Source organism: Mesorhizobium sp. P2_B11, from assembly GCF_056404855.1.
In genome coordinates, this window is the sequence record NZ_JBFUDF010000003.1 from 725,645 (window position 1) to 741,543 (window position 15,899).

The 15,899-nt window shown below is 60.8% G+C and carries 16 protein-coding genes, 1 tRNA gene and 1 pseudogene; 6 read left to right on the forward strand and 12 right to left on the reverse strand.

Annotated elements, in window-relative coordinates; genetic code table 11:
• Positions 1 to 165: 165 nt before the first annotated feature.
• Positions 166 to 248, reverse strand: a tRNA-Leu gene (locus AC1DYJ_RS12080).
• Between the two features lie 352 nt (positions 249 to 600).
• Between AC1DYJ_RS12080 and tig the strand changes: the two genes are divergently transcribed.
• The 4 genes from tig (at position 601) to AC1DYJ_RS12100 (ending at position 4,864) form a co-directional block, all read left to right on the forward strand.
• The gene (gene tig, locus AC1DYJ_RS12085; protein WP_477281037.1) at positions 601 to 2,076 is read left to right on the forward strand and encodes a trigger factor; all 1,476 of its coding nucleotides are present in this window, start codon (positions 601 to 603) and stop codon (positions 2,074 to 2,076) included.
• 282 nt (positions 2,077 to 2,358) lie between these two features.
• Positions 2,359 to 2,712 carry a c-type cytochrome gene (locus AC1DYJ_RS12090; RefSeq protein ID WP_477281736.1) on the forward strand — a complete coding sequence of 118 codons (354 nt, stop codon included), beginning with the start codon at positions 2,359 to 2,361 and terminating at the stop codon, positions 2,710 to 2,712.
• A 52-nt stretch (positions 2,713 to 2,764) separates the two neighbouring features.
• Positions 2,765 to 3,697 (forward strand): heme o synthase, encoded by a 933-nt coding sequence (gene cyoE, locus AC1DYJ_RS12095; RefSeq protein ID WP_477281039.1) that lies wholly within the window; start codon positions 2,765 to 2,767, stop codon positions 3,695 to 3,697.
• 348 nt (positions 3,698 to 4,045) lie between these two features.
• Complete coding sequence (locus AC1DYJ_RS12100) at positions 4,046 to 4,864, forward strand: DUF2189 domain-containing protein (protein ID WP_477281041.1); 819 nt, start codon at positions 4,046 to 4,048, stop codon at positions 4,862 to 4,864.
• Between the two features lie 54 nt (positions 4,865 to 4,918).
• Here the strand turns inward: AC1DYJ_RS12100 and AC1DYJ_RS12105 are convergent, their stop codons facing one another.
• The 7 genes from AC1DYJ_RS12105 to AC1DYJ_RS12135 form a co-directional block, all read right to left on the reverse strand.
• A complete protein-coding gene (locus AC1DYJ_RS12105) occupies positions 4,919 to 5,392 on the reverse strand; it encodes an aminoacyl-tRNA deacylase (protein WP_477281043.1) in 474 nt (157 codons plus the stop codon).
• 181 nt (positions 5,393 to 5,573) lie between these two features.
• Positions 5,574 to 5,978 (reverse strand): cytochrome C oxidase subunit IV family protein, encoded by a 405-nt coding sequence (locus AC1DYJ_RS12110; protein ID WP_477281045.1) that lies wholly within the window; start codon positions 5,976 to 5,978, stop codon positions 5,574 to 5,576.
• 9 nt (positions 5,979 to 5,987) lie between these two features.
• Positions 5,988 to 6,710 (reverse strand): heme-copper oxidase subunit III family protein, encoded by a 723-nt coding sequence (locus AC1DYJ_RS12115; protein ID WP_477281047.1) that lies wholly within the window; start codon positions 6,708 to 6,710, stop codon positions 5,988 to 5,990.
• A gap of 13 nt (positions 6,711 to 6,723) precedes the next feature.
• Positions 6,724 to 7,428, reverse strand: a complete 705-nt coding sequence (locus AC1DYJ_RS12120; RefSeq protein WP_477281049.1) for a cytochrome c oxidase subunit 3 — start codon at positions 7,426 to 7,428, stop codon at positions 6,724 to 6,726.
• On the reverse strand, positions 7,425 to 9,194 hold the full coding sequence (gene ctaD / locus AC1DYJ_RS12125; protein WP_477281051.1) for a cytochrome c oxidase subunit I: 1,770 nt from the start codon (positions 9,192 to 9,194) through the stop codon (positions 7,425 to 7,427). Before ctaD ends, AC1DYJ_RS12120 begins: the two co-directional genes overlap by 4 nt.
• Positions 9,195 to 9,213: 19 nt before the next feature.
• Positions 9,214 to 10,098: a cytochrome c oxidase subunit II gene (gene coxB / locus AC1DYJ_RS12130; protein ID WP_477281053.1), complete on the reverse strand. Its 885-nt coding sequence runs from the start codon at positions 10,096 to 10,098 to the stop codon at positions 9,214 to 9,216.
• A 151-nt stretch (positions 10,099 to 10,249) separates the two neighbouring features.
• Positions 10,250 to 11,176 carry a DMT family transporter gene (locus AC1DYJ_RS12135; protein WP_477281055.1) on the reverse strand — a complete coding sequence of 309 codons (927 nt, stop codon included), beginning with the start codon at positions 11,174 to 11,176 and terminating at the stop codon, positions 10,250 to 10,252.
• A 190-nt stretch (positions 11,177 to 11,366) separates the two neighbouring features.
• Here AC1DYJ_RS12135 and AC1DYJ_RS12140 point away from each other — a divergent pair, with 190 nt between their 5' ends.
• Both AC1DYJ_RS12140 and AC1DYJ_RS12145 read left to right on the forward strand, forming a co-directional pair.
• Complete coding sequence (locus AC1DYJ_RS12140) at positions 11,367 to 12,302, forward strand: LysR family transcriptional regulator (protein WP_477281057.1); 936 nt, start codon at positions 11,367 to 11,369, stop codon at positions 12,300 to 12,302.
• A gap of 199 nt (positions 12,303 to 12,501) precedes the next feature.
• Positions 12,502 to 13,281: an alpha/beta fold hydrolase gene (locus tag AC1DYJ_RS12145; protein ID WP_477281738.1), complete on the forward strand. Its 780-nt coding sequence runs from the start codon at positions 12,502 to 12,504 to the stop codon at positions 13,279 to 13,281.
• A gap of 65 nt (positions 13,282 to 13,346) precedes the next feature.
• Here AC1DYJ_RS12145 and AC1DYJ_RS12150 read toward each other — a convergent pair.
• The 4 genes and pseudogenes from AC1DYJ_RS12150 to radC form a co-directional block, all read right to left on the reverse strand.
• Positions 13,347 to 13,658: pseudogene (locus AC1DYJ_RS12150) on the reverse strand (JAB domain-containing protein); the annotation flags it as partial.
• A gap of 105 nt (positions 13,659 to 13,763) precedes the next feature.
• Complete coding sequence (locus AC1DYJ_RS12155; protein WP_477281058.1) at positions 13,764 to 14,720, reverse strand: hypothetical protein; 957 nt, start codon at positions 14,718 to 14,720, stop codon at positions 13,764 to 13,766.
• Between the two features lie 53 nt (positions 14,721 to 14,773).
• Positions 14,774 to 14,953, reverse strand: a complete 180-nt coding sequence (locus AC1DYJ_RS12160) for a DUF6471 domain-containing protein (protein ID WP_477281740.1) — start codon at positions 14,951 to 14,953, stop codon at positions 14,774 to 14,776.
• A gap of 10 nt (positions 14,954 to 14,963) precedes the next feature.
• Positions 14,964 to 15,734 carry a RadC family protein gene (gene radC / locus AC1DYJ_RS12165; RefSeq protein ID WP_477281060.1) on the reverse strand — a complete coding sequence of 257 codons (771 nt, stop codon included), beginning with the start codon at positions 15,732 to 15,734 and terminating at the stop codon, positions 14,964 to 14,966.
• Between the last annotated feature and the right edge of the window lie 165 nt (positions 15,735 to 15,899).

Consider the following 15,899-nt stretch of genomic DNA (forward strand, 5'->3'; position numbering starts at 1 on the left):
ATCGACCCATTCCTGAATTTGAGACGGAGAAAAGATCGATAGGCAAAAGAAGCATCCGCAGACGTCACTGCTCTCCAGCTCTGCTCTGTGGCTGGAGCTATGCTTGTGAGCTTGTGCGTAGTCGTAGGGGTTTTTCATTTGGCGAGCCGGCGCTTGCTCAGTCTATGGTGCGGGTAGAGGGACTCGAACCCCCACGATCTCTCGCCAGAACCTAAATCTGGTGCGTCTACCAATTCCGCCATACCCGCGTTGGCCGGCAATCCCATGTAGCCATCATTCTGTCAATGTCGGGGCGAAAATGTCGACCGTTGGGGCGGTCATTCGCTGCAACGCGAAGATGGTTGAAAATTAGCCTCGCCTGTGACAAAAGGCGTGTCAAATGTGACGGGACGCGCCGATCCGCTTCTGCAGAATGTGATAAGAAGTAGGAAAAACAAGAACTTATTCACATCTTGGAACGCAGTTTGGAAGAATTTGAGCCGTAATTTCGGTCAAATCGCCAGGTTCCGTACCAAAAGCCATTCCCGGCAAGATTGTACCGGCAGGCTGTGAACGGCAGAAGGCCGTGGCAGTCTCTTTGGTGAAGATAAAGGTTTTACGATGCAGGTCACCGAAACGCTCAACTCCGGTCTCAAGCGCGAGATCAAGATCACCGTGCCGGCCGGTGACATGGAAGCCAAGCTGATGGCGCGGCTGTCCGACGCCCGCAACAAGGTCCGCATCAACGGCTTCCGTCCCGGCAAAGTGCCGGTCCAGCACCTGCGCAAGGTCTACGGCAAGTCGTTCATGGCCGAAGTGGTCAACGAGATCCTCAACGATTCGACCCGCTCGATCATCACCGGCCGCGGCGAAAAGGCCGCCATGCAGCCCGAAGTGATCATGACCGAGGACGAGAAAGAGGCAGAGAAGATCCTGGCCGGCGGCGCCGACTTCGAATTCCGCCTCAACTACGAGATCATCCCGGCGATCGAGATCAAAGATTTCTCCGACATCAAGGTGACGCGCCAGGTGTTCGAAGTGCCGGACTCAGAGATCGACGAGCAGGTCCAGCGCGTTGCCGAATCGGCACGCAGCTTCGAACCGAAGACCGGCAAGGCCGCCGAAGGCGACCGCGTTTCGATCGACTATGTCGGCAAGATCGACGGCGAGGCCTTTGCCGGCGGCGCCGGCACCGACCAGCCGCTGGTTCTGGGTTCCAAGGAATTCATCCCCGGCTTCGAGGACCAGCTGATCGGGTCCAAGGCCGGCGACGAGAAGCAGGTCACGGTGACGTTCCCCGAAAACTACCAGGCAGCGCATCTCGCCGGCAAGGAAGCCACCTTCGACGTCACCGTCAAGGAAGTGTCCAAGCCCGGCGCGCTGGAAATCAATGACGAGATGGCCAAGAATCTCGGACTGGAATCGCTGGAGCGCCTGCGCGACGTGGTGCGCGGCCAGATCGAGAACCAGTTCGGTTCGATGACCCGCCAGAAGGTCAAGCGCCAGCTGCTCGACCAGCTGGACGCGGCCTATTCGTTCGAGGCGCCGTCGAAGCTCGTCGATGCCGAGTTCAACAACATCTGGACCCAGGTCAACCGCGATCTCGAAGCCGCCGGCCGTACCTTCACTGATGAAGAGACGACGGAAGAAGAGGCACGCGCCGAATATCTGCGCCTTGCCGAGCGCCGCGTGCGCCTTGGCCTGGTTCTCGCCGAGATCGGCGAGAAGGCCGGCGTCACTGTTTCGGACGAGGAACTGCAGCGCGGCCTGTTCGAGCAGGTGCGCCGCTACCCGGCCAACCAGCAGCAGGAAGCCTTCGAGTTCTACCGCAGCAATCCGGAAGCGCTGAACACGCTGCGCGCGCCGATGTTCGAGGAGAAGGTCGTCGACCACCTGCTCGGCCAGATCTCGGTCACCGACGTCAAGGTCAGCAAGGAAGAGCTGATGGCCGACGACGAGGAAGACGACACCGCCAAGGCCAAGCCGGCGAAGAAGGCCGCTGCCAAGAAGGCCGACAGGGCTGAAAAGGCCGACGACGCGGAAGAACCCAAGAAGAAGGCAGCGCCGAAGAAGAAGGCCGCCAAGGACGCCGAATAAGCATCTCGAGACAAGATTGGAAAAGGCCGCCCTTGAGGCGGCCTTTTTCGTTGTGTGCCTCGAGCCACCGCACACCACCTAAATCTTTGTACGGTCGACCTGTTCTACCTGCCGCCCGGATTCTGTGGTACACAGGTGCCGCAATTCCATTTGGGGGAGAAGCGGAGAATCCGTTCTGTCGTGCAACGCGCATGCTGACGGTATCGGCATGCGAAGATTGTCTCGGGCAAATTTGACGACCAGGGAGGAAATGCCATGCGCTTGGTTGCGTTTTTCGCTGTCATGTCTGTTGCAACGTTCATCGCCAATCCATCGCGGGCACAGGATGCTGCGGCGGGCGAGAAGGTCTTCACCAAATGCAAGGTCTGCCACGTCGCAGACCAGGACACGAACAAGATCGGTCCGTCGCTGCACGGCGTTATCGGCCGGACGGCCGGCACGCATCCGGATTTCAAATATTCAGAAGCCATGATCGCCGCCGGCGCATCCGGCGTCAAATGGGATGAACCGACGCTGACCACGTACCTTCACGATCCCAAGGCCATGATCAAAGGGACGAAGATGGCGTTTCCCGGCCTCAAGAAGGACGAAGACGTCGCCAACGTCATTGCCTATCTGAAGCAATTTTCCCAATAGCCTGGCTCTTCGGTCGGCCAGGCTGCCCGTTTTCCATTGATGGTCGTCTCAAATGTCGGTCAAGGAAAGCTTCAAGGAAACCGGCGTCCGCATTTCGGAAGCGACGGCCGGTGATTTCTTTGCACTGTTGAAGCCGCGGGTCATGGCGCTTGCGATCTTTACCGCTTTCGTCGGTCTGATGGTGGCGCCCGGGGCGATGAACCCGGTCGTCGCCGTGGTCGCAATAGCCGCCATTGCGGTTGGTGCGGGAGCGGCCGGGGCGCTCAACATGTGGTACGACGCGGATATCGACGCGCTGATGTCGCGCACATCAAGGCGGCCGGTTCCATCAGGCCGCGTCACGCCCGGCGAAGCTCTCGGCTTCGGCCTGGTGCTTTCCGCGTTTTCGGTCATGACGCTCGGCGTGCTGGTGGACTGGCTTGCCGCGTCGTTGCTGGCCTTCACCATCTTTTTCTACGTCGTCATCTATACGATGTGGCTGAAGCGCTCGACGCCGCAGAACATCGTCATCGGCGGCGCGGCGGGTGCCCTTCCTCCGATGATTGGCTGGGCGGCGGCCACTGGCGCCATCGGCATTGAAAGCCTCACTCTGTTCCTGATCATTTTCCTGTGGACGCCGCCGCATTTCTGGGCGCTCGCGCTGTTCAAGGCCGGGGACTACGCCGCCGCCGGCATCCCGATGATGCCGAACGTGGCCGGCCAGGCCTCGACCAGAAGGCAGATTTTCGCCTATTCACTGGTCCTGGCACCAACCGGCGTGCTGCCCTGGGCGTTCGGATTCACCAGCGGGTTCTATGGGATTGTTTCGGCCGCATTGGGCGTGGGTTTCATCTGGTACGCTTGGAAGGCTCTGGTCAGCCCCGACAATGAGATGAAGCCGGCAAAGGCGCTGTTTGCCTATTCGATTTTCTATCTTTTCGCGATCTTTGCCATGCTGCTTGCCGACACCATCGCTATGCGCGCGTTCATGTCAGCCGGAGGTTGACCGGGTCGACACGCCAGGTTCGTGATCGCTGCACCGAAAACGTTGCACATCCGGGTCGGCTCACGCTGGCAGAGCAAAGAATGCCAGGACCAGCAGAGCAACGGCGCCAAGGCCGAGCAGCGGAATGGTTTTTCCGTCCATGACCTGCACCTTCGATTGGAGAGGATATCGAGGAAGGGCCGCAAGAGCCAGCGCATGACCTTGCGTGCCTGTGTGACAAAAGGGCGACAAGCTCCAGGCAATGGAGTATGTTGATTTCGGTGCAGGTCGCGGTTTGCGTGGCCAGTCATGCAGAACGGCAGCACCGTGAAATCGCGACCTTACCGGACCTGGTCTGGAGGAACGTGCATGACAAGTTTTCACGTGATTGCAGGCGCCAGCGAAACGCTGGAGCACACCAAAATTCGAAAGATCGGTGTTTCCGATCTCTTCGACGCGCTCAAGCGCGGCCTTGACGATTTCATGGTCAAGCCGTCGCACATTGTTTTTCTCGGCCTGATCTATCCGCTTGTCGGTGTGGTGCTTGCTGCCTGGACTTCGGGCGCCAATGCGTTGCCGTTGTTGTTTCCGCTGGTATCCGGCTTTGCGCTGATCGGTCCATTCGCGGCGATCGGCCTCTATGAGATCAGCCGCAGGCGAGAAAACGGGCTCGACACCTCCTGGAAGCACGCTTTCGAGGTCAGGAATTCTCCGGCCCTGCCGGCCATCGCTGCGGTCGGGATCATGCTGGTTGCCATCTTCATCGCCTGGCTTCTGACAGCGCAGGTGTTTTACCAATATCTCTTCGGCCCGGCTCCGCCAGACTCGATATCCGGCTTCATCAATGAGATATTTGCCACCGGACGCGGTTGGACACTGATTATCATGGGGCACGCCATCGGCTTCGTCTTCGCCGTGGTGGTGTTGTGCACGACGGTCGTCGCATTCCCATTGTTGCTCGACCGCGACGTCGGCGCCTACGAAGCCATCCACACCTCGGTGCGAGCGGTGCTGGCGAACCCGATCACCATGGCTGTCTGGGGCCTGATTGTCGCCGTCGCTCTGATCATCGGCTCGCTGCCGGTGTTTGCGGGGCTGGCGGTCGTGCTGCCGATCCTGGGTCACGCCACCTGGCATGTCTACCGCAAGGTCGTGGAACCGCCCGCCTCCACCAGGCCGGCGAACTGAGGACGTTCCAGCCTTTGTCGCGTCGGCGAGGGCTCCGGCGCGACAGGGTCAGCTTCAGTAGGCAGCGTGGCTGAAGCGGGCCTGGCGTGCATCCCTCGTCAGGTTGCGGAAGTCCTTGCCGCTTACATGCACCAGCGTCCTGTGGTCGCCGCCCTCGAAATAGATGTCGGTGGCGTCGGCGAGGCTTTCGTCGAGAATCACCGGCACATCGTAGGCCGCACCGATCGGCGGGACGGCGCCGATGTCGCAATCGCCGAAGAGGGAAACCACCTCATCTTCGGAGGCGAGGCCAAGGCGTCTGTCCATGACGTCCTGCAACCTGCCGAGCTCGATCCTGTGCGTGCTTGGAACTACAGCCAGCGCATAGCCAAGTTCGTGGTGAACGACCACCGACTTGGCCATGATGCTGCCGGGCACATGCGCGGCGATTGCCGACTGCCTGCTGGTGGATGTGCGATGGTGCGCGACGGTTTCATAGAGAATTCCCTTGCCGTCGATAAAGTCCTTCAGTCTGTTTGCGATGGTCATTTTTGGCGTCCCTCTTGCTTGAGTTCGCGACGCATGCGGAAACGAGGGCAATCACGTTCCTCCTGTCGTTCCCGGTACCAGGAGAAATGCGGCAGCGGCCGATCGTTTCAAGGCCGCCGACAGGCAAGCGGTATCGGCAATTTCCGGCCGTGGATATTGCCGGCCGAATCCGGATTGCGTGTCAGGGTCCGGCGCCGAAAAACGATATCCGGGTGAAAAGCGTGTAGTCCGCTTCGAAGAGCATCATCACCACGAACACCAGTATCAGAACCGGCGGCAGGATGATCGCATAGGTCAGCGCCAGCCGCTCCCAGGCCATGTGCATGAATACGGCGACGATCAGCCCCGCCTTGAGCATCATGAAGATCAGGATCAGAGACCACCTGAGATAGCCCTGAATGCCGAGATAATCGACCATGTAGGAGCAGGCGCTGAGGATGAATAGCCACGCCCAGACCACCAGATAGAGCTTGATCGGGTGTTCCTGATGGACCTCAGCATGGGCGACGCCGGTCGCTGCGGCATCATGCGCATGACCAGCGTGCAGTGCGGGTTGCCCCATGCCGTTTGCGGTTGCTTCAGCCATGTCAGCCTCTCACCAAAGATAGAAGAATGCGAAAATGAACACCCAGACCAGATCGACGAAATGCCAGTAGAGCCCCATGATTTCGACGTTCTCGTAGCGACCCCTGCGGCTGGTGAAGAAGCCGGGACGTCCGACGTCGTAGTCCCCACGCCAGACCTTTCGCGCCACGATGATGAGGAAGATAACCCCGATCGTGACATGCGTGCCGTGGAAGCCGGTGATCATGAAGAATGACGAACCGAATTGTGCCGCGCCCCAGGGATTGCCCCAGGGCCGTACCCCTTCGGTGATCAGCTTGGTCCATTCAAAGGCTTGCATGCCGACGAAGGTCGCGCCGAGCGCTGCGGTCAGCAGCATCAGGATTGCCGTTTTGCGGCGGTCGCGGCGATAGCCGAAATTGACGGCCATGGCCATCGTTCCGCTGCTCGAGATCAGCACGAAGGTCATGATGGCGATAAGGATCAATGGAATGTCCGAACCGCCGATACGAAGCGCAAAGACCTCGCTCGGGTTCGGCCACGGCACGCGCGTGGAGATGCGCGCGGTCATGTAGGACAGCAGGAAGCAGCCGAAGATGAAGGTGTCGCTGAGCAGGAAGATCCACATCATGGCCTTGCCCCAGGACACGTTCTTGAACGCCCGCTGGTCGGAGGCCCAGTCGGCGGCAATGCCATGCAATCCCGCCGGCCGCTGTTCCGTCTGGCCGATTTGCGTCAGGGTCGTCTCAGCCATGCTCCCGGACCTCCTAGGTCAGTAACTGCCGGCAAATGTCGATGAACGTCGCGGCCCAGCCGGCCAGAAGAGCGAAGATGGCGAGCCAGATGAACAACAGGAAATGCCAGTACATGGCGCACAGTTCGACGCTGAGGCGAAGCCGTTCCGGCCGTGCGCCGTTCCAGGCGCCGGCGGTTGTCCTGCCCAGGCCCACCAGCCCGCCGATTATATGCAGGCCGTGCATCCCGGTAATCAGATAGAAAAAACTGTTGGCCGGATTGGAGGCCAGAAAATAACCGTCGGCGGTCAGGTCCCGCCATGCCAGGAGCTGCCCGACGAGGAAGGCGAGCGCGGTGAGCCCGGCCGCGGCAAGGCCGAGCCTGACCGTGTCGATCTGGCGCTTGCGCACTGCCACCGAGGCGCACTGCAGCGCGATGCTGCTCAGGATCAGCATGCCGGTGTTGAGCCAGAGCAGGCGCGGAACCGGCATGGGCTGCCAGTCCGACAGCGCCATGCGCATGAAGTAGGCGCTGGTGAACAGCGCGAACAGACAGCCGACGACAGCGAGAAAAACGCCAAGGCCGATCTTGGCCGTCGGCAGGCTCGACCCGTCGAAGGGGACAAAATCTTCCACCACACCTTGCTCGAGCCATGGTTTCGACATCAGCCGCTGATGCGAGAGCCACCAGCCGGCAAACCCGAAGATCACGAGCAGGAAGACCAGGATGACGCTCATGCCGGCTCCCTGGAGGGGCCGAACGTGCCCGGCATGTTTTGCGGAATGAAGTCCTCCTTGGCGCCCGGCACGCTGTAGTCATAGGCCCAGCGATAGACGATCGGCAGCTCCTTGCCGAAATTGCCATGCGCCGGCGGTGTCTGCGGCGTCTGCCATTCGAGTGTCGTCGCCCGCCACGGATTGCCGCCCGCCTCGCGGCCATGGCGGATGCTCCAGATCAGGTTGAACAGGAACACGATCTGGGCAAAGCCGACGATGAACGCCATGATGCTGATGAACGAGTTCAGGTGATGCGCCGACTCCGTCATGACCGTCACATCGGTCATCTCGGCGTAGCGCCGCGGCACGCCCATCAGGCCGATATAGTGCATGGGAAAGAAGATCAGGTAGGCGCCGAGGAAGGTGACCCAGAAATGGAACCGGCCGAGCGTCTCGTTGAGCATCCGGCCGGTGACCTTCGGGTACCAGTGGTAGATGGCGCCGAAGATAACGACGATCGGGGCAACACCCATGACCATATGGAAGTGGGCGACGACGAACATCGTATCTGACAGCGGGACGTCGACGACGACATTGCCGAGAAACAGCCCGGTCAGTCCGCCATTGACGAAGGTGACGATGAAAGCCATGGCAAAAAGCATCGGTATGGTGAGATGGATGTCGCCGCGCCACAGCGTCAGCACCCAGTTGTAGACCTTGATTGCGGTCGGGATGGCGATGATCAAGGTCGTGGTGGCGAAGAAAAAGCCGAAATAGGGGTGCATGCCGCTGACATACATGTGGTGCGCCCAGACCACGAAGCTCAGCGCGCCGATGCCGACGATGGCCCAGACCATCATCCGGTAGCCAAAAATGTTCTTTCGCGCGTGCGTGCTGATCAGATCGGAGACGATGCCGAAGGCCGGCAGCGCCACGATGTAGACTTCGGGGTGGCCGAAGAACCAGAACAGATGCTGGAACAGGATCGGGCTGCCGCCATTGTGCTGCAGCTGTTCGCCCATCTCGACGACTGCAGGCATGAAGAAGGAGGTGCCGAGCGCACGGTCAAGCAGCATCATCACACAGGCGACGAACAGCGCCGGGAAGGCGAGCAGCGCCATGACGGTGGCGGTGAAGATGCCCCAGACGGTCAGCGGCAGGCGCATCAGCGTCATGCCGCGCGTGCGACCCTGCAGCACCGTCACGACATAGTTCAGGCCGCCCATGGTGAAGCCGATGATGAACAGGATCAGCGATACGAGCATCAGAATGATGCCCCATTCCTGGCCGCCAGGTGTGCCGGTCATGATGGCCTGCGGCGGGTAGAGCGTCCAGCCGGCACCGGTCGGTCCGCCGGGCGCAAAGAAGCTCGTCACCAGAACCAGCACGGCGAGCAGATAGATCCAGTAGCTCAGCATGTTGACATAGGGGAAGACCATGTCGCGGGCGCCGACCATCAGCGGGATCAGGTAGTTGCCGAAGCCGCCAAGGAAGAGTGCCGTGAGCAGGTAAATCACCATGATCATGCCGTGCATGGTGATGAACTGGTAGTAGGCTTCCGGCGTGATGAAGTCGAACGTGCCGGGGAAGCCGAGCTGCAGCCGCATCAGCCAGGACAGCACCAGCGCGACCAGGCCGATGGCCGTTGCGGTCGCCGAATACTGGATGGCGATGACCTTGGCGTCCTGCGAGAAGACGTACTTCGTCCACCAGCTGTGCGGATGGTAGAGTTCCATTTCCGCGACTTCGGCGGGCGGTACGGCATCTGCAGGCGTGACATCGACCATAGGAGCACTCCGTGCCCTTTCAGCGGGACCCGACAGTTTCGAGTTTTGCCGCAATTTCTAGAGCTGACACCGTCGCGTTGCCCGGCGCCTGTTCCGCCGAGCCCGTCTGCTGCGACCCCGACAATTGCGCGAAGGTCTGCTGCTGGTCGAGCCAGGCCACATAATCTTCCTGGGTGTCGACCATGACGATGCCATGCATCATCGGATGGCCCTGGCCGCACAATTCGGCGCACAGGACCTGGAAGGTTCCGGTCTTGGTCGGGGTGAACCAGAAATAGGTGACCGAGCCCGGTATCATGTCCATCTTGGCGCGGAATTCCGGCACGTAGAAATCGTGCAGCACATCGATCGAGCGCAGCAGCATCTTGACCGGCTTGCCGACCGGCAGGTGCAGGTCGGCCGCTTCGACCACGACGTCGTCCTGGCCGTTGGGATCCTTGGCGATGACGCCAAGCGGGTTTTCAGCTGTAACGTCGCGGGTGTCGGATGTGCCGAGCTTGCCGTCCTTGCCGGGCAAGCGGTAACTCCACTGCCATTGCTGGCCGATGACTTCGACCTCGGTTGCGTCGCTTGGAACGTTGACGAACCGGCTCCAGACGAACAGCCCGGGAACCAGCATGGCGGTGACACCCACTCCGGTGACGATCGTCAGCCACCATTCGAGCCGCTTGTTCTCAGGTTCGTAGGCCGCCCGGCTCCCCTCGCGATGACGGAAGCGGAAGACGCAATAGGCCATGAACAACACCACGGCGGCAAAGACGACGCCGGTGATCCAAAAGGTGATGATGATGGTGTTGTCGATATAGTCCCAGTTCGAGGCAATCGGAGTCCACCACCATGGGCTCAGGAAGTGGAACAACACTGAGCCCACGACGATCAAAACGAGTACAACCACTATGGGCATGTCCCGTTCCTCCCGATATTCCAACTGGCGTGAAGCCGTCCCTGGAAATACCAAAATGCATCATGCGTGATTTGCGATCGAAATTCTAGAGCCGGCTGTGGAAGGGGCAAAAAATCGCTTTTGCGGCGGCGGCCGAGGCTCAGCACCGGGTTTAAAGCGCCTTGATGACGATGCAGCCGGCCAGGAGCAGGACGACGCCACCGAGCCGCATGCCCGACACGAGCCGCTGTGGCAGGCGAAACCAGCCGAAATTGTCGACGAAGATGCTGGCGACCTGCTGGCCGGCCACCGTCAGGCTGACGGCTGCTGCTGCGCCGATGACGGGGATGGCGGTGAACACGGTCGTGACATAGGTGGCGCCGGCAAAGCCGCCGAGCCAACCCCACCAGGGCATCGATGACAGGCCTGCGAGGCGAGGGCGAGGCGTCTTCGTCAGGGCAAGCGTGATCAGAAGCACCGCGGCCATGGCCAGCATCGCCACCAGGAACGAAATGGTGCCGACGGCGAACGGTGCGCCGCCAAGGTCGTGCCGAAGCAAGGCGTTGACCGCGCCTTGCACCGGTAGCACGGCGCCTGCCAGCAGCGCCAGTCCGATCCAGCCGAGTTTCGAGGGTGCCAGATTGTCGGCCGCACCCTTTTGCCCGAGCACGATGAGCGCCGCGCCGGCAAGCACGACAAGCACGCCAATGGCGGGTCCGGCTCGCAGCCCGGCCTCCGGAATCCCGAGCCAGCCGAATGTGTCCAAGGCGAAGGACGCAAGCATCTGGCCGGCGATGAAGAGGCCGACCGACACGACGGCGCCAAGGCGAGGGAACAGAAGAATGGTCGAAACGACGTAGAAGGCCGACGCCGTGCCGCCGATCGCGTGCCACCAGTCGGCGTTGCGAATGGTGAGCAGCGCCGGTGCCGTTCCGGTGAGGGCTGTGATCGACAGCAGCACGATGGCGCCGACGGCGAGTTGAAGCGTCGTCGCGGCAAAGGGCGAGCCGACGGCTTTTGATAGTTGTGCGTTGGCGCCGGCCTGCACCGCGAGCAGGCCGCCGGCGACAAGCGCCAGAGGGATGAAGAGGATTTCCACGATCGCATTCCTTGAGTTTGGCTCGCCACCAAGCGGCGCGTTAAGGCTCATATGGCCTGCGTTCCTGCGCAGATCGATCTGCTGATTTGCCCACCACTTGTGCAATTTTGCACAGGCGCGCGGGAGAAAACGGCCCCGGTGACGCGTCTGGCTCGCCAAGTGCAACGCTTTCCTCTACCTATCTGCAGAAATGCACAGCTCACGCGACCACATCGACTGGGAAGATCTGCGCATGGTGCTGGCCGTTGCGGAGGGTGCTTCGCTGGCGGCGGCGGCGCGCATCCTGGGCGTGAACCACACCACTGTGCTAAGGCGCGTCAACGCGTTCGAGGCGCGGCTTGGCATCCGTCTTTTCGATCGGCTGCCGACGGGCTATGCGCTCACCGCGGGCGGCGAGGAGCTGCTGGGCGCGGCGCGCACAATGGCCGAGACGGTCAATGATCTGACGCGCAAGCTGTCGGGGCAGGATATTAGGTTCGAAGGCACGTTGCGGGTCACCACCACCGACACGCTGATGGCGTCGGTGCTGCCGCCGATCCTGGCGGCGTTTCGTGATCTTCACCCCGGCATCCGGGTCGAGGCGATGACGCAGAATTCCATTGCCAATCTGACGCATCGGGATGCCGACGTCGCGATCCGGCCGGTGTCGCAGCCGCAGGAAATCCTGGTCGGCAGGCGCATTTCGGGCGTTGCCTTCGCCGCCTACGCGGCGCGCTCCTATGCCGAGACGCTGCCGCCGGAGCCGAGATTTGGGCTCCTGCGCTGGATCGCGCCCGACGACAGCCTGGCCAGTATTGGCGTCGCGCGCTGGATGCGGTCGTCGCTGCCGGATGTCGAGATAGCCATGCGCGCCGATTCCCTGGTGACGATGTCGCATGCGGCCGGCGTCGGCATGGGGATCGCCGCATTGCCCTGCTATCTCGGCGACAGTCTGCCCGGGCTTGTACGCGTCGGAGGGCTGATCGAAGAGATCGGCTCGGCGCTGTGGGTGCTCGTGCATGACGATCTGCGCCGCACGGCGCGCGTGCATGCCTTCACCAAATTCGTCTCCGGCGAATTGCAGCAGCGGCGCGATCTTCTGGAAGGCAGGCTCGGCGGCGTCGCGCGCGAGGCGCACGCCAACTGAAGCGCGTGCGTTCGGGTTCGGCACGCAAGTAAGGCCTCGAACTCGGCGAGAGCCCGAGGCATGCGATCACGAAGCGGTGACGGGCGTAACGAAGACTCGGCAGGCTGCGAAGACTGGGATGAAGGTGCCGGGCGAAACATTTGCGGCGCGCCTCAACCGAAGTCCGGGCGCGATCCGCCAACCTCTCAAGGAATCCAACATCATGATAAATCGGCGTACTTTCTCCACCGCGCTTGTCGCCGGGGTGGCGACCACCATATTGGCCAGCTCCCACACAACGCGAGCGCAGACTGCTCCTAAAATTCGCAATGTCGTTCTGGTCCATGGCGCCTATGCCGATGGCTCATGCTGGTCGGAGGTGGTTGGCCTGCTGCAACAGGCCGGCTTCAACACAACCGTCGTCCAGCATCCGCTGACGACGCTGGAGGCGGGCGTCGAGGCAACGCGGCGTGCCATCGCGCTCCAGGATGGGCCAACCGTCCTTGTCGGACACTCCTTTGCCGGCATGATCATCACCGAGGCAGGGATGGATACAAAGGTTTCCTCGCTCGTCTATGTCGCAGCGCGCGCCCCGGACGCAGGCGAAGATTACACGGCGCTCGCCAAGACTTTTGCAGCGCCGCCGGCGTCGGCCGGGCTCGTCTGGTCCGCAGGCTATGGCAAGCTTGGCGAAGAGGCTTTCCTGCGGGATTTCGCCGGGGATATTCCCCGTGACAAGGCGCGCATCCTCTACGCCGTCCAGGGGCCGATCTCGGACAAGCTTTTCACCGGAAAGACGACGCAAGCGGCCTGGCACTCGAAGCCAAGCTGGTATGCGGTCTCGACCGAGGATCGCACGATCAATCCGGATCTCGAACGCTTCATGGCCAAGCGCATGAACGCAAAGACCATCGAGGTGAAGGCAAGCCATTTGTCGCTGATCTCTCACCCTGACGTGATCGCCGGGCTCATCTCGCAAGCCGCCGGGTCGCTCAGCTAGCGCGATTGGCCGGATCCGGGGCGGCATGGAATCTGCCGCCCCGTCCGCGCTGCTTTGGGTCAGACCTAGATCAGCAACAACCCCTTCATACTCGCATTGCCCTTCTTGCCGATGATGATGTGGTCATGGACGGCGATGCCGAGCGGCTTGGCGCTGTCGATGATCTGCTTCGTCATCTCGATGTCGGCGCGCGACGGTGTCGAGTCGCCTGAGGGGTGGTTGTGGACCAGGATGACGGCGCTGGCCGACAGTTCCAGCGCGCGCTTGATCACTTCGCGCGGGTAGACCGGCGTATGGTCGACGGTGCCGACCTGCTGCACCTCGTCGGCGATCAGCACGTTCTTCTTGTCGAGGAACAGGATGCGGAACTGCGGTCTTATGTAGCAAACGCACCAAACCCCGACCACAGGAGGGAGCGGTGAGCTAGGCGGCGCGCCGTGTGGGCGCGAGCGGTTGTGGCCGCATTCATCTCGTTTTTTGCGCTATCGAACCTGGCCGCGCATGAACGATTGCACGAGGGTCAATTCAATGAGTTGGTGGCGACTCGGATTACCATCAAAGCCGCGATTGAGATCGTATCCCCGCTTAATTTCAAAGGTCATGTAGGTGAAGCGATACTGCCTGTCGCCGGGGATGAGGTATCTGATGCCTATAAGCACGGCTGGGAAATTGGTGTTGAATGGCTCTTCGACCTCTTTGTCCAGTTCAGCGATCCGGGCTTTGAACTCGGAAGCATCCATTTCGACGCCCCATTCATCCGAAAAATCATCCTCTGGGAACATGGCCCGGCCATACGACGACCAAAAGGAATAATTCTGCATTTCCTTTCGGGTGTCGTCGTCGGCGGTCATTGCCGCAACTGCGACATCAGCGAACATTTTTACCCGTGCAACACTTACCTGTACGGCGGGCGACTTACCGATATTCTTAAAGGTGCATTGAATAGCGGCGCTAACGGTCGTGTCAGTGAAGATCAGGTCGGCGGCCATTTTGGCCTTGATGTTGATCCAAGGCCGGTCGGAAGCCAACATTGTCTCGCGAGCGATGTCGGTCGAGTCCTGCGCGAATTTTGTGGCTTTGCGCGCTTCGGCGACGGATTCTTCCGCAGCATCTGCGCCCTTGAAGGCAGCGGCGGTAGTTTCCCGCGCCTCTCTGAGCGTGAGAGCCACATAAACGACACCGATTGTTGTGACGGCCACGCTTCCAAGGGTCGCAACAAGCATCCAGAACGCCCAACGCTCCATGCCTCTTTGGGCGGCAAGATCGTTCTCGTCACGCTGCTGTTCGTGGGAGGTTTCTATTACCTCCTTTACGCACTCAACGAGGGCCGCACCCTCGCGCTTCGCACAATCGCGCTCTATTCGCTGATCGGCCTCACTGGAATAGTGCTCGCCATAGCTCTTGGATTGGATCTGATCGTAGGCGTTTTTTGACGCCACGTCCCAAATCATACCGATAACGAGCGCGACAAGCGTTACAACGAATACTGCGTCTATAATTGGACGGAATGAGTTCCGATGGCTGCCAGACATTGAAGTAAAAAAGCCGCCGTGAATTTGCCCCTAGAGAGCTTATTGCGCACGTTTACTTCCTTCTCGTCAACGCCAATCGCATTCAGCTTTTCCACGAGCTGGGCATAGGTCACGCCCTTTCGCTTCAATTCGGCTTTCAGGAGGTTCGCGCTAGATCAGCAACAACCCCTTCATCGAGGCATTGCCCTTCTTGCCGATGATGATGTGATCGTGGACGGCGATGCCGAGTGGCTTGGCGCTGTCGATGATCTGCTTGGTCATCTCGATGTCCGCGCGGGAAGGCGTGGGATCCCCTGAAGGGTGGTTGTGGACCAGGATGACGGCGCTGGCCGAGAGTTCCAGCGCACGCTTGATCACTTCGCGCGGATAGACCGGCGTGTGGTCGACGGTGCCGACCTGCTGTACCTCGTCGGCGATCAGCACGTTCTTCTTGTCGAGGAACAGGATGCGGAACTGTTCGCGGTTTTCGAACGCCATGGCCGAACGGCAATAGGCAAGAAGCTGCGTCCAGTTGGACAGGACCTCGCGGCCATGGACTTCGGTTTTCGCCATGCGCTGGGCAGCGGCGGCCATCACCTTCAGATCGACGGCAACGGCGGGGCCGATGCCCTTCACCTCCTGCAACAACGCCACCGGCGCGCCAAGCACCTCGCCGAATGAACCGAAGCGCGCCAGCAATGCCTTTGCGATTGGCTTGGTGTCGATACGCGGGATCAGACGAAACAGCAGCAGTTCGAGAAGCTCGTAATCGGGCAGGGCGTCGGGACCGCCGGCAACGAAGCGTTCGCGCAAACGGTCGCGATGGCCGTGATAGTGCGGCGTTTCAGTCAACTTTACCTTGGCGGACTTGTCCTTCGCCGGCGGTTCAATCCACCGCTCGGAGAAGAACCCCCGTTCATCGTCATTACCGTTGTTTGCCATGCGCAGCCCACATCCCCTTGACGCAGACTTTAGCTTTTCTGGCATGGATTGAAACAGTCCGCGCGCAGATGATGAGGCAAGATGCAGCCACGATTGCGCAACAAAACTTAACACCACTTAATGCATGCAGCCACCTTCACCTGAAATGCTGACGGCATCGGGGGC